The organism is Parasphingorhabdus sp. (genome assembly GCF_039977335.1).
In the GTDB taxonomy this organism is placed as follows: domain Bacteria; phylum Pseudomonadota; class Alphaproteobacteria; order Sphingomonadales; family Sphingomonadaceae; genus Parasphingorhabdus.
The window spans coordinates 159144-177686 of sequence record NZ_JBDWDI010000001.1 but is presented as its reverse complement, the minus strand read 5'-3'; the positions used below and the strand labels follow the sequence as shown (position 1 = coordinate 177686).

Here is an 18543-nt window from a genome sequence, read left to right as displayed (position 1 = left end):
GCTCAACCCTCCCGATAGGCCAGCGCACTGCGCACCGCGCGGGCAACCTGCCGGCTCGAACGACGCATCTGATCAGGCGCACTGCCTTGGCCATTGTCAGAGACATTGATGGTCAGGCGGACATTGGGTGCCGTCGCCAGTGCGCCATTGGGCTCGATCCGCCCTGCAGCAGTCGGCACAAATAGCTCCGGCCCCTGCTCTCCCACCATATAGGCGCGGCCGCCGGTTACTGGACCGCCGGTCGCTCGCCCCGGCGCACCGAACGCTGCACCCAGGATCGATGTTCCAAGACCAAGCAAGCCGCCGCCTCCGGTACCGCCGCCAAATAGGCTGCCAATGCCGCTGCTTACCGCCGCACTGGCAATATCCGCCATGACGGACAGCGCGACGCCTTTCAGATCCTGAAAATCCAGCGACCCGCGACGGATCGCCCGGCTCAGACTGGTTTCGAGAGCAGAACCAGCGCGCTCCATACCGCTGGCCAGCGGACCATCTAACTGGCTTTTCATGTCCGCGACGTCCTTCGCAAAACCGGCGGTATCGGCGCGCACAGCGATGACCAGACGTTCGATTTCTTCATCCATGGTTGAGGGTTTCTTTCAGTTTTTGGAGTTGGGTTTTGTCGAGCGGTTCGGTGTTTTGGGGAACCGGCGATGCAGCCGAAAAGGCGGTGAGGATGGCGGTCAATTCAGCGGGAGTTGCGGCCCAGAATTGGTCCGGCGTCCAGCCGACAGTGGCAGGGATAAGCCCCGCGAGATGGGCCGCCGAGGTGCAGAAATCACTGCATTCCTGCGGAGCCACCATCACCGCCCTTGCAAAATCTGTTTGAGGAGGGTTTTCAGCGGAGGCGTGAGACCGGTCAGGCCGATCGCCATCACCTCTTCCCCAAAAGCCTCTCGCGTCAGATCATCCGGGCGGTCCCGGATCACATGCCAGAATAGCCCGGCAACTTCGCACAGCTTTAGCCGACCATTTGCGGCCCGCTCGACCAGGTCGAACAGGGAGCCAAGTTCCTCTTCGGCCGCAACCAGCGCCGCGAAGCTCGGTCGCAATACCAATCGCTCACCGCCGAAGATCAGCTCTGCCTCGCCGCGCAGGGCGTTCGCCCGCTCAGACATTGATCACCGCACCAGAACTTTCGAGGCTCAGTGTGTAACTGCGTTCGCCATTATAATCGCCGCTATAATCCAGCCGCGTGACCAGGAAATCACCGCGCATCCGATCGCCGCCTTCAAAGCTGAGTTCATAGGCGTCAATCACCCCGCCCAGCGCGTGGTTCTTGATACGGATTTCGGCGTCCGAGCCGGTGAACACGCCTGCGCCGGATACGGATACTGACCGCACACCCGCGCCGGATAAAAGCTCTCGCCAGCCGCCGCTATCTTTGTTGGTAATCGCCACCGGCTCGCCGTTGACTGATAGCTGCGTTGTGCGAAGCCCGGCGATGGTGGAATAGCCCACCGGGTTTTCGCCGTCACCGATTTTAAGGAGGAAGGCACTGCCTTTTTCTGCTGGCATATTGGGTTCCTTTTTTATAGTTTGTGAAGGGGTACTCCACGCTTGAAGGGGAGCGGGGGGTTAAAGGGTGTGGAGTCTTTGTTTGACCTCAAGCGCCGGGCGCGGGAATTTTTGTTAAACCTCAAGCGCCGGTCGGCCTTGCCTCGCTGCGCTCGGACAATGCTCTTGAGGTTGCGTAAATGGTCGCGCTGATCCGACGCGAAGCGGAGGCAAGCGCGCCAAAAACAGATGGCGCGCGCCCGAGCTTATGCGAGGAAAGCCAAGGGCACGGATGTCGCCGCCCGGCGCTTGAGGTCAAATAGAAACTCCACTTGAGGTTAAATAAAATCTCTTCTCAAAACCCGCGCGCGATACTCGACTAATCCGCTCCACGGGCTCACGGCATTGCGCAAAACTCGTGTGCGGCGAAAATCGAAGGTGATGATTTGCCAATCGTCCGGGTCCGTCAGACCGGCCGCCAACGCCTCTTCCACCAGTGCCATGATCCGGTGCAACCGCGCGGCACTATCGCCATCATCATGCACCGTCAGCGCCAAGCTAAGTTCGCGGCCCACGCCCCCTTTAAAGCTCCAGTCCAGCGACGCACCCGTGGCTAGCGCCAAATAGGGAAACCGGGCTCGCGGCGGAGGGCCATCGTAGATTCCGTCAATCGCATCCATAAACGGTTGATGCGCGTTCAGGGCGCTGTAGAGACTGTGCTGCACCGCTTCCAGCGCGCCGCTCACCGGACACCTCGCATCAGGAAAGCGACATCGCGCAAGCTGCTATTATCGATTATCTCTGATCCCAGATGACGATCGGAAACCACGACCCCGCCGCTGGTCTCTTCGACCGAAACTTCGCCCGGTAACTCCTTGACCAGCGCCATTTTCAATTGCGCTTTGGTTTTTTCAACCTTGCTCGCTGCCAAGCCTTCCGCCTTACGTTTCAGATTCTCCATCACCGTTTCTCCTCCGCTTCCAACATGGTTTTTGGGATGAAGCGATGATCGGCGGAAACCGTGCGAACGACCATCTTGCGATCGCCCCAATTCAGATCATCGCCCGGGCGAATGGCGTCTGTTTGGCGCAGAATGAAACGCCAGCGCGGCAGAGCGGACCGGCTTTCCGCCTGCATTTCGTTGCCCATGCCGATTGGCTCTGCTGCAGCCCAAAAGTCGCCGATCCATTGGCTTTGATCGACCGCTGATCCGATGGCGTCGCGCTGTGATGACTGGCGTTCGATGCGGATGCGCTCGTGCAACAGTCCGCTAAATTCACGCCCAAGGAATTTTGACCCGCTCATGCCAATCTCATCCGGCGATGCGGTCGCCACAAAGCGGTCACCGCACTGGGTGGTCCGGCTGCATCCATGCCATCGCGATGGGAATAGAGATAGCCCGCCAGCCGCACGACGCCTTGCCGCAAGGCCGTTGGCACTGCCGCCCAATCGACGGCCAATCCGGCGTGATAAGTAACCGCAATACGCGTAATACCGCGTGCAGCATGGACTTTCACCCAGCCAGTGCCATCACCATCAATATCAATCGCATAGTCGCTAGAAGGTAACGCAGTCGTGGCGCCATCGGGTGCCACGGCTTCGACAAGGCTAATCGCTTGTACCGGTCGTCTTTTCAGCTTTTGCCACTCGGCACCAACCGGCATGCGGTCGCAAACGGACTGGGTAATCAGCATCTGACCGATAAAATTTTCGCATAAATGCGCGGCACTGCGCAGAAATTGTTTCATGGCATCATCATCTTCACCATGATCGATGCGGAGAAAGCTTTTCATGTCTTGGATCAACTCTACCGGCACAGCGGGCAGGTTTTCAGGGGGGAAGCTCACAGGTCGGAGGTCCTTTCAGTTGGGGGGAGGAGTTTTGTTTATTCCCTCAGGCGGAGATTTTCTATTTAACCTCAAGCGCCGGGCGGCGACATCCGTCGTCTTGGCTACGCGCCATAAGGCGCGGCGGCCGGTCGGCCTTGCCTCGCTAGGCTCGGTTTGGTGATACCCCTCAAGGTCGCGCCGATCCGACGCATAGCGTCGGCAAGCGCGACCGCGCGCCCGAGCTTATGCGAGGGTAGCCAAGCGGGCGGATGCCCGCGTCCGGCGCTTAAGGTTCTAAAAAAATTCCTCCGCCTGAGGTAAAATAAAAACCTAGCTCGCGCTAAACTGCATCAGTTTGATCGCTTCACTGTTCATCACCTGACCACCAACACGCTTGGTTGCGTAGAAATGCACAAACGGCTTGTTGGTGAACGGATCACGCAAGATGCTCGTTGCGCTGCGTTCGGTAATCAGATAACCGGCGCGGAAATTGCCGAAGGCGATGGACAGGCTGTCCGCCGCAATATCCGGCATGTCTTCCGCCTCCACCACGGGGTAACCGAGCAGCATATCCGGCTGACCCGACGCCAGCGAAGCCTGCCACAGAAACGCGCCATCAGCGGTTTTGAATTTGCGGATCTGCGCCAGTGTCGCGCTGTTCATCACAAAGCTTGCGCCCTGCCGATAGGCGGGTTTCAGTGCGTGGACGAGATCGACCAACGCGTCTTCCCCATCCGCTCCAGCGAAAGCACCCGCTGCCCCCGACGGGATATATTGCAGAGACCCGAAAGCCCGCACATCATCCAGCTCATCCGTGACGGGCGCGTTCAGGAAACCGCGCGGCTGGTTGACCCCGGAACCACCAACAAAGGCTGCGCCTTCTGCGGCAGCAAATTCGCGGGCAATTTCATCGGCCAACCAGGTTTCGACATCAAAGGCGGCATCATCGAGCATCGCCTGAGACGCCGCGGGATTGGCATAAAGCTCTCCGGTCGGCGGCGTAATTTCGTTAAAATTGGGCGTATCCGTTTCTGGTCGTCCCGCCGTTTCACTGACCCAGCCAGAAGGTGTGCCGCCATTGGTGACGAGCTTGCGATAGCCCGCGCTGCCCGTTTGTACGACCGTGGCGATCGACCGGATCGGCGAGATATCTTTAAGCGTCCGACCGATTAGAGCGTCAATTTCCTGCGGCACCGCAAAGCCGCCTTCGGGGCCGGATGCGCCGGAAAAGCTTTTCAGCTCCACCCCGGCATGATCGCCGCGGCGGAGATATTTTGCGGTGAAATCGCGTGCAGCAGAAGACGGCATCATGCCTTTCGCGCCGTTCAAAGCCGGCCGCGCCGATGCCCGGGAAATATCCGTCATCTGGGTTTTCAAGCCATCAACATCAGTGCGGAGATCGGCAATTGCCTTGCCGTGATTTTCATTTTCTTCGGCCTGCAAGACGGCATCGAAAGAGGCCTCCAGCGGGTCGGCTTTGGTTTCGAGTGGGGTGTGGGAAATGTCCATGTTATTCCTTTCTTGTGGGTAATATCAATATTCGCGCTCTGCACTGGATGCGGAGTTCGGGGTGTCAGAGAATGCGGTGGATCTGCGCCAAAGGCTGCATCGGATGGGTGACAAGCGACACTTCGGCGACATCAAGATCGACGAGCTCACGCGGTCGCTGTCCCGCCGCCCGCGTCACCCGGTAACCGAAACTCAGCCCCTTCACGATACCGCTGTCCAGCATCGCTGCCGCTTCGCGTCCGGCCCTTGTGTTGGTTGAGAAATTCCCCATCACTCGCAAGCCGCGCCGGTCTTCACGCGCATAAGTGATGTTGCCGATGCGTTGGTCCGGATTGTGCTGCCATAGCAATGGCAGGGATTGCCCTTTGCCCAGCGTCCCAAAGGCACCAGGACGAATGATATCGCCACCCTTGTCGATCCGATTGAAGATCGCAGCATAACCGGCAAAGCATATGGCGCTCATGTTATCAGATTCCCGAACCCAAAGCGCATGGCAATTCCGATCAAAAGCAGCGCCAGCGCGCCCCGCACGATCCAGGTAATCGCCGCTTTCCATGCACTGGCCTTGGCGTCGCGCCAAGCCCGAAGCAGTTCACGCAGTTCGTCGAGATCATCTTGCGCTTTATGATCGGCGAGACCCAGCCGGTCGAGCACACGCTCGGCCCCGCTATCGGTTGCTTCCTCGACAATTGCGCGGAGCGTGACCAGGTCCGCCCCATCGCCTTCCGCCTGCGCCACCAAGCGGGCGAGCATTTCTTCATTTTGCATTTTGTGTGATTCCTTTTTTGGACCTCAGGCGCCGGGCGCGGGCATCCGCCAGCTTGGCTGCGCGCCATAAGGCGCGGCGGCCGGTCGGCCTTGCCTCCGCTTCGCGTCGGTTTGGTGCCGGTCCTAAAGTCAGTCTACCGAGCGTAGCGAGGCAAGCGCGACCGCGCGCCCGAGCTTATGCGAGGAAAGCCAAGCGGGCGGATGCCCGCGCCCGGCGCCTGAGGTCTAATAAAAACACCCGGCGCTTGAGGTTAAAAATAAAACTCAATCTAATAAAAACTCAAACCTCTACTCCACCCCCAACATCGCCCTTTTCTCCTCCGGCGACAGAAAATCTGCAGCGCTCACTTGTTTCCACAACCGTTCGCGATCCTCTGACAGCGCGGGTATCTGATCGCGATCAACCGTCAAACCGACATCATCCCACCAAGCGCCAAGCGCACCCGACAGCCCGTCCAAAATCTTGCCCGCCAACGGCAATATTGTCAGCCGCCACAGCGCCCGATTGGCCTCACGGTAATTGGCATAGCTATTGTCACCGGGCAGCCCGAGCAGCATTGGCGGCACCCCGAAAGCCAGCGCAATTTCCCGCGCAGCTACCGCTTTTAGCGCCACAAAATCCATGTCCGCCGGGGTCATGCTCATCGATTGCCACTTCAGACCGCCTTCGAGCAGCATCGGCCTTCCGGCATTACCAGAGCCGGCAAAACTTGCTTCCATCTCGGCCTTCAAACGATCAAACTGGTCCGCAGACAAAACGGAGCCATCTGGTCCCGGATCAAACACCAACGCGCCCGAAGGCCGCGCGGCATTGTCGAGCAGCGCCTTATTCCAATGCGCCGCCGCATTGTGTACCGCGACCGCCTTGGCCGCTGCCCCCAAACAGCCGAGACCATAATGATCATCGGTCGGGTGGAATGCCTTAATATGGATGATCGCGGGCCGGCCCATCGCATCCAGCGCGGCAAAGCGGGTCTGATGCTCGCCCGCACGGTAGGCATAGGCGGCCGGCCAGCCTTTTTCGTCCGGCTCAATCGTGATCCGGTCGGGGCGCAGGGCGAATAGTTCGACGGGCTGGTCGTCCGGTCCGCACATCACCTGCACATAGCTATTGCCATGCAACAACAGATGCGCGGCGATGGTTTCGAGCAATGACTGTCCCGCGCTGATCGCGTTGACCAGCGGTGCGATATCATCGCCCATAGATGCCAGCGGCGCACCGCCAACCCCTTCGGCGACAATCCGCACGGCACGCTGGGCCACGGCATTATTAACATAGGCCTCACGCACCTGCCCTTCATAAGAAAAAGGTGTGTCTCCTGAAAAAGAAGCACCGCCATAGGTGCCGATATAGCTGCGCCCCAAAGGCGGCTGTGATCGCTCTCCCCCGCCTTTGAAGGCGAGGGTTAGACTGTTCCAAATGTTCATGGTTTTATGGTTCCTTTTTTTTGACCTCAAGCGCCGGGCGCGGGCATCCGCCCGCTTGGCTTTCCTCGCATAAGCTCGGGCGCGCGGTCGCGCTTACCTCGCTACGCTCGGTAGACTGACTTTAGGACCGGCACCAAACCGACGCGAAGCGGAGGCAAGGCCAACCGGCCGCCGCGCCCTTTGGCGCATAGCCAAGCGGGCGGATGCCCGCGCCCGGCGCCTGAGGTTAAATAAAAACTCCCGGCACTTGAGGGAATCAATAAAAATTCCCTCCTACACCCGCACCCGCGGCTCGCGTTTCCGCCCCAACATCAACTCCGTCAGCGCATAGACCAGCGCATCCGCCCGATCTGGTGAACGGCCCGGTCCCTCATAGCTACCGCCGATGAGCAGCCCGCATAGCTCGTCCTCCAGGCGCGGGAAGGTTCCGGCGTGCAGCACGCGCCCTGCTTCATAAAGCGCCGCCACCGGTTCGGCTCTCGCAACCTTGCCGCGCGAGGCATGCACCAGCTTTACCGGCAGCGAAATATCTGCCGCTTGCAGGACCGATTTCACCATCGCCCCGCCCTGATTGGCTTCCGCAATCACGCGGTCTGCGCCCCACCGGACAGCGGCATTGGCAACAGCGCGCGCCCATGTTTCGGGGCTGGCTTTCTCAACGCTATGGTCGGCGAGGACGACAGCCTTATTGTCGGCGCGCAGGCCGGCGATAATGATCCCACAAGCATCCCCGGTTTGTGAGGCAGGCGGATCGACGCCGATGACGATGCGAACCGCTTGGGATATATCGTCTGCGTTTACCCAGCCCTCCTCAATAATCGCCTGCGTCCACAATGCGCCCTCAAGTTCTTCGATCAGTTCGCCATCGAGCTCCTGCCGTCCCAATCGGGTTCCGCCATAGTCGGACTGCATCACTTCGATAAATGCCTCAGACAGGTTCGCGACATTATCTACCGTTCCGCCACGCGTAATCACGGTGCCGCTATCACTCACCAACGCGCGCACCAGCGGCACCGGCCTTGGCGTTGTTGTTGCAGCAATTTTCGGTGCGTGGCCAAGGCGCAATCCCATTTTCAAATTGTCCCATGCCGCCTGCGCTTGCCCGCTATTGTTGGACCATTTCGCGATCTCGTCGCACCATGAATGACTATGCTGCGGTCCGCGCAAACCTTCCGGTTCCGCCGCCGAATAGAGATAGGCCTCCGCGCCATTGTTCCAGCGCAGGCGTTTCAGCGATGGTTCCCATAGCGGCCGGTTCTCTGGCGGAGCGATGGATAGCAAACCGCTTTCCCCCTCCACCATCACCATTCGCGTTTCTGCAAAATTTGCTCCCACCAAAGCAAAACGCGCGCTACCATCGGCTTCGACAATTTCGCGGACCCATTCCGCTCCGGCGCGGGTCTTGCCGAAACCGCGTCCGGCCATGATCATCCACACGGTCCAGTCACCAGCGGGAGCCAGCTGTTCATCACGCGCCCATTTGTGCCAACTCGCTTCATATTCGAGGCGGTATTCCGGACCCAGGCCTTTCAGGAAAAACGCGTGGTCCTCATCATCCAGCCGGTTGATCTGCTGTGCGGTGATCACATCAACGTCATCATCATGCTCCATGCACTGCACCGTTCCTTTCGCCGCGATCAGGTGCGGAATCGCCCGCCTGCTTGCGGCGTTTCTCCGCCTGAAATTTTCGCAGGCGCACGTTTATCTTTTTCAGTTTTTCATCCAGCGTATCACGCACCGGCTCCGGTTCGGCTGCCATTTCCGCTTGAGCTGCTCGGACCAGCGCTACGGTTTCTTTGTGCAGCCGCAGCAGTTGCAACGCCGCGCGATGATCATAGTCGCGGACAGTATCGACTTGCTTGCCACGATAGAAAATCTTGCGCTCCACCCCTTTGCGGGCCCGTTCGAGCATTTCCATTTCCAGCAGTTCATAGCCCGCTGCTAGCGCCTTCAACCAGGCAGCAGCGAAATCGGCATCATTCTCCTTCCACGAATAGAGCGTCGAATTGGCGATATTGGCAATCTCCGCCGATTGCTTGACACTGGATGTCATCGCCAGCTGTTCCAGAAAAACCTTCTGCCTGGTCACTTTATGATTTCCGCGCGGGTCCGCTTGCACTGTAGGGTCTTCGTTTGTTTCAGCCATATCTATCCTCACGCCCGGATCGCTTGGAACGCGGGCATTAAAAGGGGCTAGCGCGCTGAAACATCCGGCGCCCCTAAAGAGAAGGGAAGCCGATGGTCCAGAGCCGCTCGGCCCGAATCACAATTTCTTGATGTTCCCGATATGTACCCAAACAGCGTGACGATGTCAAGATGTTTTTACCTATTTGGTTATTTATGGTCAAAGGACTTGCTTCTATTTTATCCCGAAAGCGGACATTAGCGCAAAAACAAAAAGCCCCGCCAGATTGCTCTGGCAGGGCTTTGGGGTAAACTTGTTGTTTTGCTTAAGCGTAGCTAACTTTCACATTCGCTTTGCGCTGACGACGCATTGCTCCGCCAATGGCACCAAAGCCGAAGATCATGAAAGCCCATGTGGCTGGCTCAGGGACTGCTCCTACTGAACGATTTGTTTGTGCTGCCAAACCAAACACATTTCCAGGGGTGCCATCGAAAATCTGTGTTGATGCAAAAGTATCAAGGTCAATAGTATTGAGACCACCACCGGTGTAACCGTATAAAAACCCATCCGATCCAAAGGCCAACGCCTCATTCACGCCGGAAGAGCTGCCCAGCAGACTTGATGCCCCAGTCAAAACATCCACTGAAAAGATATCACCGCTATCAACACCAAAGATAGAGCCAGCTGCGAACATGCTACCATTGATGGTGACATCAGTTAAAGCCGTAGTCAGGCCATCTAGTGTTGGGCTTGTGGCGCCGATAAGAGTCGAGCCTCCAGTCGCAAGATCAATGCTATATAAACTGCCGCTAGCTGTCGCAAAGCCCTGTGTGCCATCTAAGCTAATGGTAAAATCTTCTGCGCCGATCCCGGCGTTGCCCACAAGCGTCGCCGCAGCGGTAGCTGTATTGATTGTATAAAGACTCTGTGAAGCGCGTTCAAACGCATAGAGTGCGCCGTTCAGGCCGAAGCTCAGCCCCGTAGAATCGGCACCCAGTCCCAAATCACCAACAAGCGTTTCGGTTGCTGTGTCTGTATCATAAGAATAAAGGTTATTGCTGAAGCCCTCTTGATAAAAGAGAACCGTTGCATTGGCGGTCGAAGACAGCAGCATCGCTGCTGCTGTTGCAAGTATAATTTTTTTCATTTTTACCCCATGTGTACCGAAGGCAGAAGGTCGGTCACAAACGACCAAGCTGCGCCGAAATTTTGCGAACCCTAACACTTTTTTAACCTATTTCATCGTCGCTGACAACCGTCTCATCTTATTTGGATTACCTGTGTCGAATTGGGACAATCTTCTTATGTGGGCTTTGCGCCCAAAGCTAACTCTAAAGCTGACTTGAATCAAACTCGATTGGTCGAGAAAGTGCTGAACGGATCATTCCAGTCCTCAGGCATTATGGAACGGCCTGATCGCCTATTTTATCTCCGCTAACACCTCGCGGTAAATATCCGCTTTTTCATCTATCGCCAAACGCTCAGCCGGTTCCAGCTTGACCGGCACGGCCAGCGGCTTGCCAGTCGTGTCATCGAACAATGGCGATTTTTTGAGCTCCGGATTGAACCGCGCTTTGATCGTGCGGACCAGTAAATTCCATAACATGCCCGGCATATTGGCGGTCCTGACCTTACCCAATTCGCCAACCCCTGAAGGGATAGCCACATGTTCGACCTCCCGGCCCAATAAAGCATCGGTTTTGCCGCGATCAAAGCCGGAGAGGATCAGTGACAAAAATGCAAAGCGCGTGGAACTCAGCGTATTGGCAATCGGCGTTTTGCATGTTGCACAATACCAGCGCAGCAGCGGCCCGCCGGTGACGGTGACGCAGGCGAGCTGATCCTGACCTTTATTGATCGTGAATTTCGACGAATCCATCTGATAGACATGGGTGCCAGCATGATCATCCAGCATCAGTTTTTCCTTGCCGAGATAATGGGCAAAGGCCTGGCAATCATTGCAATGACAGACAAGCCGGCGGCCGGTTGGCGGTGCGGTTTCATGCACAGCGCCTTGAATGGCGCCGCATTGGCATTGAAATTCAAGGACTTGTGACGGATTAGCGGTAGAGGTCATACGCTTCATTCCTGTTTGCGCGTCTGGCCAGGGGATGGCCTGCTCGCCTAGAGATGTTTCAACCCGGCACTTTCGATCACCTGGCTGCTGATATATTCGGACGCCATTTCGGCTAGCTCGCGGCCCAAATGCCAGTCGAGTATTTGCATATCAGGGATGATCGGCGGATTAACCAATATATCTTCATCGCCGAGCATTTCTTTCGACGCCATCCGGCTCGCCACGACCATCGAGCGCGACATGATTTCAACTATGGACGGGAATTCCGCCTCACGCTTTCTGCGCAGCAGCACGTCTTTCATCAGCGTCCAGCGGCCTCTGATATCGTCATATTCAACGTCCGTGCGCCAGATCTCGTCGGGATCACCGAGCGACACAACGATATTCGGTCCGGTCTTCAGGCCGTGCATGACCTTCACCGGCACATTGTCGAGCACACCGCCGTCGACAAGAATATTGCTGTCGCCATCAATAAACGGCGGCAAAATGGTTGGCAGCGACCCCGATGCACGGACACATTCCCATAGCGGTCCGCGCCTGTGGATATGCAAACCATTGGTCGACAGGTTGGTGGAAACGCCAAAGAAATTAATCGGTTGATCGGCAATATCCTTGGTCCCGTAGCGCTGGCGCAGCTCGGCATCAAACACGGTCGGGTCGAGCAAGGAATAAAGCGGTAGGGTCAGCCGCCGCATCGCCTTGGCCTTAATGAACATCGCTTCCATCTGGTCGAGCGTTTCCTCAACCGTCATTCCGCGCGCAATAGCACCGCCCATGGCCGCACCAGCGCTGGCACCGCCGATAAAGTCGATCGGGACATTGGCCTCTCTCAACGCCTGAATCACACCGAGATGGGCACAGCCCAAAGCACCGCCGCCGGCGAGCACCAGCCCGACAGCGCGCCCGGTCAGGAAACGGGCGGCCTTGGCGAAATCGGCATCGCTATCAAGCGCAACATGATGGTGTAATTTGGGTTCGCGTGGGTCGATCCACGCGGCACTTTTGCTGATCGTCTTGTCCGCTTTCTCGCGGACCAATAATAGCGTCCGCTGCGGTGCGGCGATCCAGCGCATCGCTGACTGCTCCATCGCATTGGGTGCTGGCTCAGCCCGTCCGGGGCGTCCTACCATTACCAGCGCATCGGCATTGCGGCAGACTTGCTCGCCCCATTCGTCCGAGCCGCTGCCATCGATCAGGACATAGGCGCCCTTGGCCTCTTGCTCTGCGAGCCACGCCTGATAGGCCGCGCCGTCGGAGGCTTCGTTGGTTGCTTGGTCCACCGCGATAACCGGCGTGTCTGCGTCCACGACCGCCTCAAACGCCGCGGTCAGACGCGCCAGCAAACCGTCTGGTAATTGACTGGTCCCGGCGGGGAGCAAGGCAATGACGCGCGGGGTGTTGCTTGACACCGAACCGGCCCGGCTGGTGGCCACCACCAGCCGCTCGGAAACAAGTTTGAGCATCGCTTGCGTGAGTTCAGGATGCGAGCGGGCTATGTCATCAAAAGCGCTGCGAGAGACTTTAAGGACAGCGGAATCGCGGGTTGCGATCACGTCGGCCGTGCGTTTGCCGCCAGCGAAAAAGGCTAACTCGCCGACCGCTTCACCGGCTTCGATATGCGCGACAATATGGACCTTGTTAACCACCACCCGGAACCGTCCGGATTCCACAAAATAGAGCGCATCGGCATCATCGCCTTGCGCCACCAGCGTCTCGCCGCCTGATATGGATTTCAATGTGGAGACGGATTGCAGCGCATCGACGGCCGCAGCAGACACGCCGTCAAACAGCGCATGGCGGGCCAGATTTGGGCCGGAAACCGGTGCTTTATTCATCCCATCCCCTAACAGGTGCGACCTCGTTCAGCCCATTATCTGCCGTTCCTCCTTGATAATCAATGGCTTTCGGTCCTAACCGATGGCGCAGATCAAACCGCGACTGGGCGCAACCTTATTGGCAAGCATCTCAAGATAGGCGCTTTGCAGGGCGTCGGGCCCAGCGAGATGTTCGACTGACAGATAGTTTGCCACGCTGGCGACAAAAGCTGCGAATTGCTCGTCCACCATCGCGCGGAAGGTTGCGGGGCCGACTTCTTTCATCAGTGATTCCGCGGCCGTTGGCGCGAAAAACAAGATGGGTTCCGGCCCTTTCAGATCGCCTCTACCCGTCCGTTCCTCAAAATGGGTTGCGCCCACCATGGAACTGAACTTCAGGTTCGCGTCCCAATGGCTATGGATCGCAGCCAGCACAGTGCTGTTGCCAGCAAAGTCTACCGACACAATAGCTTGCGATGCATCGGCACTCGGCAAATCGTCATAGGTCAGCACTTCATCATAAAGCCCGGTTCCCTCAACAAACGCCTTGTTGCCAGCCGATGTCAGGCCGATGCGTTTGATGTTGGGGCTAAGATTTTTCGCAACCTGCGCCAGACCCAAGGCCGTTTTGGATGATGCACTGGTCAGCAGCACCGCTTCCGCACCATACCAATCGGCCTTGCGCATCATGTCTTCAATCAGGAAGCTCGTTGTAAACAGCGGCTGGTACAGCGCGCGTTCGTCTTCCATCTGCCCGGCATCGGTGCCGAGACGGTGATATTGATTATAGATGATCGCGAGACCCTGCCGGTGCTCGGCATGATCGACAAAACCCGCTTCGGTGACATTGCCCGGCGACACCAACAGGTGGCTGGCCATTGGCAGATAGCCATAAACCCGCTCGCCAACCGCGATGCCATCCTGCTTGGACGCAACCACTTTGGCAAAGCCCCAGACCGGCACAATGCCCCAGTCCGCGTCACCGGTCGGGAAGAAATTCCAGTAACCAAAGCCATCCCCAACCGCGGCATAGGTGATGTTATTAGCGGTCAGCGCATATTTCTCGATCTCCAATAAAATCTGGCCATCAGCGAGCTCCGGCGTTGATGAACTGCGCCATTCACTTTGCGGAAGGTCCGCCTTTTTCACCCAAAGACTGCTGACTTGATCACTCATATGTGCTGCTCCATCTTTCAAAGAATCATATTATTGGTTTTGATTTTCTAACATTATCATAGGCTTTCATGCGCGATTGGCAAAAGCATTTGCCAAAAACGGCGGGACTGCTAATCCTGTTGCGATTGTAATTAAATTACAGAAATTATTTCGCTATCAAAGCATGCGAAACGGGGAGAATTTGAGTGAGTACAGCGCCAGTTTCCGGGTTTGAAGCCGCTATTCAACCAGTCACCAATGTATCGGACTTTATCTGGGGCGGGACCTGGAACGGGGAAGCGGTTATTTCAATCGCTGGCCAGCCGATCCCACCAATGGTCATAATCTTGCTGGGCGCTGGCATCTATTTCATGATCGGTCTGCGCGGCTATCCGCTGCGCCGCCTCTTCCCTGCTCTTGCAGGGCTTTTCAAGAAATCGGACAATAAGGGTGCGGGCGAGATTTCTCCCTTTGCCGCCCTGTCGACCGCGCTTTCCGGGCAAGTCGGTACCGGTAATCTGGCCGGTGTGGCTACCGCGATTACGCTGGGCGGACCCGGCGCGATATTCTGGATGTGGGTGACTGCTTTGTTCGGCATGGCGCTCGCCTTTGCCGAAGGCTCGCTGGCCATACGCTTTCGCGAACAGGCGGAAGATGGCACGTATCGCGGCGGACCCATGACCTATATCACCCTTGGCCTCGGCCCGAAATGGACCTGGCTAGCGGTGCTTTTCTGTATCGGCGCTCTATTTTCCGCGCTGGTTACTGGCAACGGTATTCAGGCCAATAGTCTGGGTGACAGCGCCAATGAGCTGTTCGGCGTCGAAGAATGGATTGGCGGCGCGGTTGCTGCTGTTGCGGTCTTCGCGGTCATTATCGGCGGTATCAAATCCATCGGTAAAGTCGCTGAAACAATCGTTCCGTGGATGGCGGCTGCCTATCTGGTGATGGCTTTTGTCGCGCTGATGATCAACCTGCCTTATCTGCCGGAAACCTTCTCCCGCATCTTTGCTGGCGCCTTTGGCTATGACGCAGCCGCTGGCGGTTTCCTTGGCGCGATGATCATGATTGCCATTCGCGCCGGTGTGGCGCGCGGGCTGTTCTCTAACGAGGCGGGTCAGGGTTCCACCCCGATTGCCCACGCGGTGGCACAGACCAATGATCCGGCGGCACAAGGCCGCTTTGCGATGATGGGCACGTTTATCGATACCATCGTGATCTGCACCATGACCGCATTGGTCATGCTGACAGTCGCTGGCGACTTTACCGTTACCGATGCCAATGGCGTGAAACAGGTGGTGGAACATGCCTGGCAATCCGATCTCAATGGCTTTGCGATGACATCGGGTGCCTATGCAGCCGCCTTCCCGTTTGAAGTCTTCAGCATTCCAATCGGCACGTTGATCGTCTCAATCGCGCTGATCCTGTTCGTGTTCACGACCTTGCTGACGTGGAGCTATTATGGCGAACGCGCGATTACATATCTCTATGATCTGCTGCCAAGTTCTACGCTGAGCGGCGAAAAGAAACTCCACTTTACCTGGCGCGTTCTCTGGTGCTTGGTCATCTTCCTAGGATCGTTCGCACCGCTTGAACTCGTTTGGCGCTTGGGCGATATTTCCAACGCAGTCATGACGCTGCCAAATATCGTCGCGTTGTTGGCGCTGTCCGGCGTCGTCTTTGCTCTTGCGAAGGGCAACCGTACGGCAGGCACGGATCATGGCCGTGAGACGCCGAAAGAGCTGCAAGAAGAAGTGTCGGGCGCAGCAGGGCATTAGGTTGTTTTATTTAACCTCAAGCGCCGGGCGCGGGCATCCGTCCGCTTGGCTTTCCTCGCATAAGCTCGGGCGCGCAGTCGCGCTTGCCGACGCGATGCGTCGGTTTGGTGCGAACCTCGAGGTAAAACAACCGAGCGCAGCAAGGCAAGGCCGACTGGCCGCCGCGCCTTATTGGCACGATAGCCAAGCGGACGGATGCCCGCGCCCGGCGCCTGAGGTAAAATAAACAATGCTCAAACGCCTTTATGATTGGATGCTCGATAAGGCCGGTCATCCGCAAGCCACCAAATGGCTCGCCGGTATCAGTTTTGCGGAGTCCAGTTTCTTTCCAATCCCGCCCGATGTCATGCTCGCGCCGATGTGTTTGGCAAAACCCAAACGCGCTTATTGGTATGCTTTCATTTGCACGGTTTCATCGGTACTTGGCGCGCTGCTTGGCTATGCGATCGGCTTTTTCCTGTTTGAGACCATAGGTATCGCCATTCTGGACTTTTACGGCATGGGCGAGAAATTCGATACCTTTGCGCAAAATTTCAATGAGCAAGGCTGGATAGTTGTCCTGCTCGCCGGGTTCACGCCTTTGCCGTTTAAGGTCATCACCATTGCCGCTGGCAGCACCGCCATGCCGCTTTATGTCCTGATCTTTGCTGCGATTATTGCGCGGTCCGCACGGTTCTTTCTCGTCGCGGTTCTTCTCGCCAAGTTTGGCGCGCCTATGAAAGACTGGATCGACAAGAACTTCGCGCTGGCGACCACGCTCGGCGGTATTTTGTTCGTCGGCGGCTTTGTCGCGGTCAAGTGGTTATTGTAATTTTATTTGACCTCAGGCGCCGGGCGCGGGCATCCGCCCGCTTGGCTTTCCTCGCATAAGCTCGGGCGCGCAGTCGCGCTTGCCGACGCGGTGCGTCGGTTTAGTGCCAGTCTTGAAGTAATGTAACCGAGCGCAGCGAGGCAAGGCCGACCGGCCGCCGCGCCTTATGGCGCGCGGCCAAGCGGGCGGATGCCCGCGCCCGGCGCCTGAGGTCAAACAAAGACTCCTCGCGCCCGAATAAAATATTTCTAGCGATATTTCGGACACTTGCTTAAACGCAAGTGATGAGCACGAGACAAGTTTCAAATAGCAACGATCCTGTGATCGAGAATGTCAGCCAGCTTATCGAACCGATGCGAGGCGGGGAGAAGCCGAAAGACCAATGGCGCATTGGCACTGAGCATGAGAAATTTGTCTATTGCACCACCGATCATCACGCCCCCAGCTATGACGAACCCGGCGGGATCAAAGACCTGCTACTCGCGCTGCAGGAATTTGGTTGGAAGCCGGTTGAGGAAAACGGCAAAGTCATTGCCATGGCGGGCGATGACGGCACCGTTAGCCTGGAGCCAGCCGGACAGCTGGAACTTTCCGGCGCGCCGCTCGAAAATCTCCACGAGACATGTAACGAAACCGGCCGCCATTTAACGCAAGTGAAAGCAATCGGCGAGAAGACCGGAAAGGGTTTTCTCGGCATGGGCATGTGGCCGGACAAGACCCGCGCCGAACTGCCGATCATGCCCAAAGGGCGTTACGGGATCATGCTCGATCATATGCCGAAAGTCGGCAATCTCGGCCTTGATATGATGCTGCGTACCTGCACGATCCAGGTAAATCTCGACTATTCCAGCGAAGCCGACATGGCCCAAAAATTCCGCGTTGGCCTTGCTTTGCAACCACTGGCCACGGCGCTATTCGCCAATTCGCCTTTCACGGAAAACCAGACCAACGGCTTTGAAAGTTTCCGCAGCCATATCTGGTCTGACACCGATCCCCATCGCACCGGTATGCTGCCCTTCGTATTTGACGAGGGCTTTGGCTATGAACGCTATGCACAATATATGCTCGACGTCCCGATGTATTTTGTGTTTCGCGATGGCAAATATATCAACGCGGCGGGCCTCAGTTTCCGGGATTTCCTGAAAGGGGAATTATCAGTGCTCCCCGGCGAGAAGCCGACCATAGCGGATTGGAATGATCACCTCTCGACCGCCTTCCCCGAAGTACGGTTAAAAAGCTTCCTCGAAATGCGCGGCGCCGATGGTGGTCCGTGGAACCGGATTTGCGCGCTGCCTGCTTTTTGGGTGGGCTTACTCTATGACCAGACCGCGCTCGATGCCGCTTGGGATCGGGTCAAAGGCTGGAGCATGGAAGAACGCGAAGCACTGCGCAACGCTGTGCCGAAACAAGGCCTAAGCGCGCCGCTTCCGAACGGCGGAAAGCTGCGCGATCTCGCGAGCGAAATCCTCGATATTGCCTCCGCTGGCCTGACCGCCCGTGGCCGCCTCAACACCAGCGGCGACAATGAAAGTGGCTTTCTCGATCCGCTGCGCGAAGTGGTCGCTAAGGGCAAATCACCTGCCGCGCAGCTGCTCGATCGTTATCATGGCGACTGGAATGGGGATTTATCCCATATCTATGACGAGATGAGTTTCTAATACCGGCCCAAAACCTTCTTCAGCGACGGTTTTGTAACGCAATTGCAACAGTTCTTAATGATTCGGCACGATCCCGCGCTTTAACACGGCCGTA

21 protein-coding genes are annotated in these 18543 nt (G+C 57.3%); 3 read left to right on the top strand and 18 right to left on the bottom strand.

Features of this window, described 5'->3' with window-relative positions:
* Window positions 1-2: 2 nt before the first annotated feature.
* The 18 genes from ABJM21_RS00845 to ABJM21_RS00760 form a co-directional block, all read right to left on the bottom strand.
* Window positions 3-584, bottom strand: coding sequence for a tail tape measure protein (locus ABJM21_RS00845; RefSeq protein ID WP_348302460.1), 582 nt, complete (start codon window positions 582-584; stop codon window positions 3-5).
* On the bottom strand, window positions 577-801 hold the full coding sequence (locus tag ABJM21_RS00840) for a phage tail assembly chaperone (RefSeq protein ID WP_348302461.1): 225 nt from the start codon (window positions 799-801) through the stop codon (window positions 577-579). Before ABJM21_RS00840 ends, ABJM21_RS00845 begins: the two co-directional genes overlap by 8 nt.
* A 2-nt stretch (window positions 802-803) precedes the next feature.
* A complete protein-coding gene (locus tag ABJM21_RS00835) occupies window positions 804-1118 on the bottom strand; it encodes a gene transfer agent family protein (RefSeq protein WP_348302462.1) in 315 nt (104 codons plus the stop codon).
* Window positions 1111-1518: a phage tail protein gene (locus ABJM21_RS00830; protein WP_348302463.1), complete on the bottom strand. Its 408-nt coding sequence runs from the start codon at window positions 1516-1518 to the stop codon at window positions 1111-1113. The genes ABJM21_RS00835 and ABJM21_RS00830 overlap by 8 nt, the downstream gene beginning before the upstream one ends.
* Before the next feature lie 317 nt (window positions 1519-1835).
* The gene (locus tag ABJM21_RS00825; RefSeq protein ID WP_348302464.1) at window positions 1836-2243 is read right to left on the bottom strand and encodes a DUF3168 domain-containing protein; all 408 of its coding nucleotides are present in this window, start codon (window positions 2241-2243) and stop codon (window positions 1836-1838) included.
* Window positions 2240-2458, bottom strand: a complete 219-nt coding sequence (locus ABJM21_RS00820; protein ID WP_348302465.1) for a hypothetical protein — start codon at window positions 2456-2458, stop codon at window positions 2240-2242. The genes ABJM21_RS00825 and ABJM21_RS00820 overlap by 4 nt, the downstream gene beginning before the upstream one ends.
* Entirely contained in the window at window positions 2458-2802 is a 345-nt protein-coding gene (locus ABJM21_RS00815; RefSeq protein ID WP_348302466.1) for a head-tail adaptor protein, read from the bottom strand. Before ABJM21_RS00815 ends, ABJM21_RS00820 begins: the two co-directional genes overlap by 1 nt.
* Window positions 2799-3344 (bottom strand): phage head-tail connector protein, encoded by a 546-nt coding sequence (locus ABJM21_RS00810; protein WP_348302467.1) that lies wholly within the window; start codon window positions 3342-3344, stop codon window positions 2799-2801. Before ABJM21_RS00810 ends, ABJM21_RS00815 begins: the two co-directional genes overlap by 4 nt.
* Before the next feature lie 312 nt (window positions 3345-3656).
* Entirely contained in the window at window positions 3657-4835 is a 1179-nt protein-coding gene (locus ABJM21_RS00805) for a phage major capsid protein (protein WP_348371128.1), read from the bottom strand.
* Between the two features lie 64 nt (window positions 4836-4899).
* A complete protein-coding gene (locus ABJM21_RS00800; protein WP_348371125.1) occupies window positions 4900-5298 on the bottom strand; it encodes an HK97 family phage prohead protease in 399 nt (132 codons plus the stop codon).
* Window positions 5295-5603 (bottom strand): DUF6127 family protein, encoded by a 309-nt coding sequence (locus ABJM21_RS00795; protein WP_348371122.1) that lies wholly within the window; start codon window positions 5601-5603, stop codon window positions 5295-5297. The genes ABJM21_RS00800 and ABJM21_RS00795 overlap by 4 nt, the downstream gene beginning before the upstream one ends.
* Before the next feature lie 288 nt (window positions 5604-5891).
* Entirely contained in the window at window positions 5892-7031 is a 1140-nt protein-coding gene (locus ABJM21_RS00790; protein ID WP_348302468.1) for a phage portal protein, read from the bottom strand.
* 273 nt (window positions 7032-7304) lie between these two features.
* On the bottom strand, window positions 7305-8642 hold the full coding sequence (locus ABJM21_RS00785; protein WP_348302095.1) for a terminase family protein: 1338 nt from the start codon (window positions 8640-8642) through the stop codon (window positions 7305-7307).
* The gene (locus ABJM21_RS00780; RefSeq protein WP_348302094.1) at window positions 8632-9177 is read right to left on the bottom strand and encodes a hypothetical protein; all 546 of its coding nucleotides are present in this window, start codon (window positions 9175-9177) and stop codon (window positions 8632-8634) included. Before ABJM21_RS00780 ends, ABJM21_RS00785 begins: the two co-directional genes overlap by 11 nt.
* 304 nt (window positions 9178-9481) lie before the next feature.
* Entirely contained in the window at window positions 9482-10351 is an 870-nt protein-coding gene (locus tag ABJM21_RS00775; RefSeq protein ID WP_348377552.1) for a PEPxxWA-CTERM sorting domain-containing protein, read from the bottom strand.
* Window positions 10352-10576: 225 nt separating this feature from the next.
* Window positions 10577-11233: a DUF6151 family protein gene (locus ABJM21_RS00770; RefSeq protein WP_348377221.1), complete on the bottom strand. Its 657-nt coding sequence runs from the start codon at window positions 11231-11233 to the stop codon at window positions 10577-10579.
* 47 nt (window positions 11234-11280) lie between these two features.
* Complete coding sequence (locus ABJM21_RS00765; protein WP_348302091.1) at window positions 11281-13068, bottom strand: cyclic nucleotide-binding and patatin-like phospholipase domain-containing protein; 1788 nt, start codon at window positions 13066-13068, stop codon at window positions 11281-11283.
* 75 nt (window positions 13069-13143) lie between these two features.
* Complete coding sequence (locus tag ABJM21_RS00760; protein ID WP_348302090.1) at window positions 13144-14223, bottom strand: DUF2855 family protein; 1080 nt, start codon at window positions 14221-14223, stop codon at window positions 13144-13146.
* 185 nt (window positions 14224-14408) lie between these two features.
* Here ABJM21_RS00760 and ABJM21_RS00755 point away from each other — a divergent pair, with 185 nt between their 5' ends.
* From ABJM21_RS00755 to ABJM21_RS00745, 3 genes are all read left to right on the top strand, one after another.
* Window positions 14409-15980, top strand: coding sequence for an alanine/glycine:cation symporter family protein (locus ABJM21_RS00755; RefSeq protein WP_348302089.1), 1572 nt, complete (start codon window positions 14409-14411; stop codon window positions 15978-15980).
* A 229-nt stretch (window positions 15981-16209) separates the two neighbouring features.
* The gene (locus ABJM21_RS00750) at window positions 16210-16791 is read left to right on the top strand and encodes a YqaA family protein (RefSeq protein ID WP_348302088.1); all 582 of its coding nucleotides are present in this window, start codon (window positions 16210-16212) and stop codon (window positions 16789-16791) included.
* Window positions 16792-17075: 284 nt separating this feature from the next.
* Window positions 17076-18449 (top strand): glutamate--cysteine ligase, encoded by a 1374-nt coding sequence (locus ABJM21_RS00745; RefSeq protein WP_348302633.1) that lies wholly within the window; start codon window positions 17076-17078, stop codon window positions 18447-18449.
* Window positions 18450-18543: the final 94 nt, after the last annotated feature.

Coding starts and splice junctions, on each gene's coding strand:
- ABJM21_RS00770 (WP_348377221.1), bottom strand. CDS start 11,233: ATGACCTCTACCGCTAATCCGTCACAAGTCCTTGAATTTCAATGCCAA.
- ABJM21_RS00835 (WP_348302462.1), bottom strand. CDS start 1,118: ATGTCTGAGCGGGCGAACGCCCTGCGCGGCGAGGCAGAGCTGATCTTC.
- ABJM21_RS00780 (WP_348302094.1), bottom strand. CDS start 9,177: ATGGCTGAAACAAACGAAGACCCTACAGTGCAAGCGGACCCGCGCGGA.
- ABJM21_RS00815 (WP_348302466.1), bottom strand. CDS start 2,802: ATGAGCGGGTCAAAATTCCTTGGGCGTGAATTTAGCGGACTGTTGCAC.
- ABJM21_RS00845 (WP_348302460.1), bottom strand. CDS start 584: ATGGATGAAGAAATCGAACGTCTGGTCATCGCTGTGCGCGCCGATACC.
- ABJM21_RS00745 (WP_348302633.1), top strand. CDS start 17,076: ATGAGCACGAGACAAGTTTCAAATAGCAACGATCCTGTGATCGAGAAT.
- ABJM21_RS00820 (WP_348302465.1), bottom strand. CDS start 2,458: ATGGAGAATCTGAAACGTAAGGCGGAAGGCTTGGCAGCGAGCAAGGTT.
- ABJM21_RS00830 (WP_348302463.1), bottom strand. CDS start 1,518: ATGCCAGCAGAAAAAGGCAGTGCCTTCCTCCTTAAAATCGGTGACGGC.
- ABJM21_RS00800 (WP_348371125.1), bottom strand. CDS start 5,298: ATGAGCGCCATATGCTTTGCCGGTTATGCTGCGATCTTCAATCGGATC.
- ABJM21_RS00760 (WP_348302090.1), bottom strand. CDS start 14,223: ATGAGTGATCAAGTCAGCAGTCTTTGGGTGAAAAAGGCGGACCTTCCG.
- ABJM21_RS00790 (WP_348302468.1), bottom strand. CDS start 7,031: ATGAACATTTGGAACAGTCTAACCCTCGCCTTCAAAGGCGGGGGAGAG.
- ABJM21_RS00795 (WP_348371122.1), bottom strand. CDS start 5,603: ATGCAAAATGAAGAAATGCTCGCCCGCTTGGTGGCGCAGGCGGAAGGC.
- ABJM21_RS00805 (WP_348371128.1), bottom strand. CDS start 4,835: ATGGACATTTCCCACACCCCACTCGAAACCAAAGCCGACCCGCTGGAG.
- ABJM21_RS00750 (WP_348302088.1), top strand. CDS start 16,210: ATGCTCAAACGCCTTTATGATTGGATGCTCGATAAGGCCGGTCATCCG.
- ABJM21_RS00785 (WP_348302095.1), bottom strand. CDS start 8,642: ATGGAGCATGATGATGACGTTGATGTGATCACCGCACAGCAGATCAAC.
- ABJM21_RS00765 (WP_348302091.1), bottom strand. CDS start 13,068: ATGAATAAAGCACCGGTTTCCGGCCCAAATCTGGCCCGCCATGCGCTG.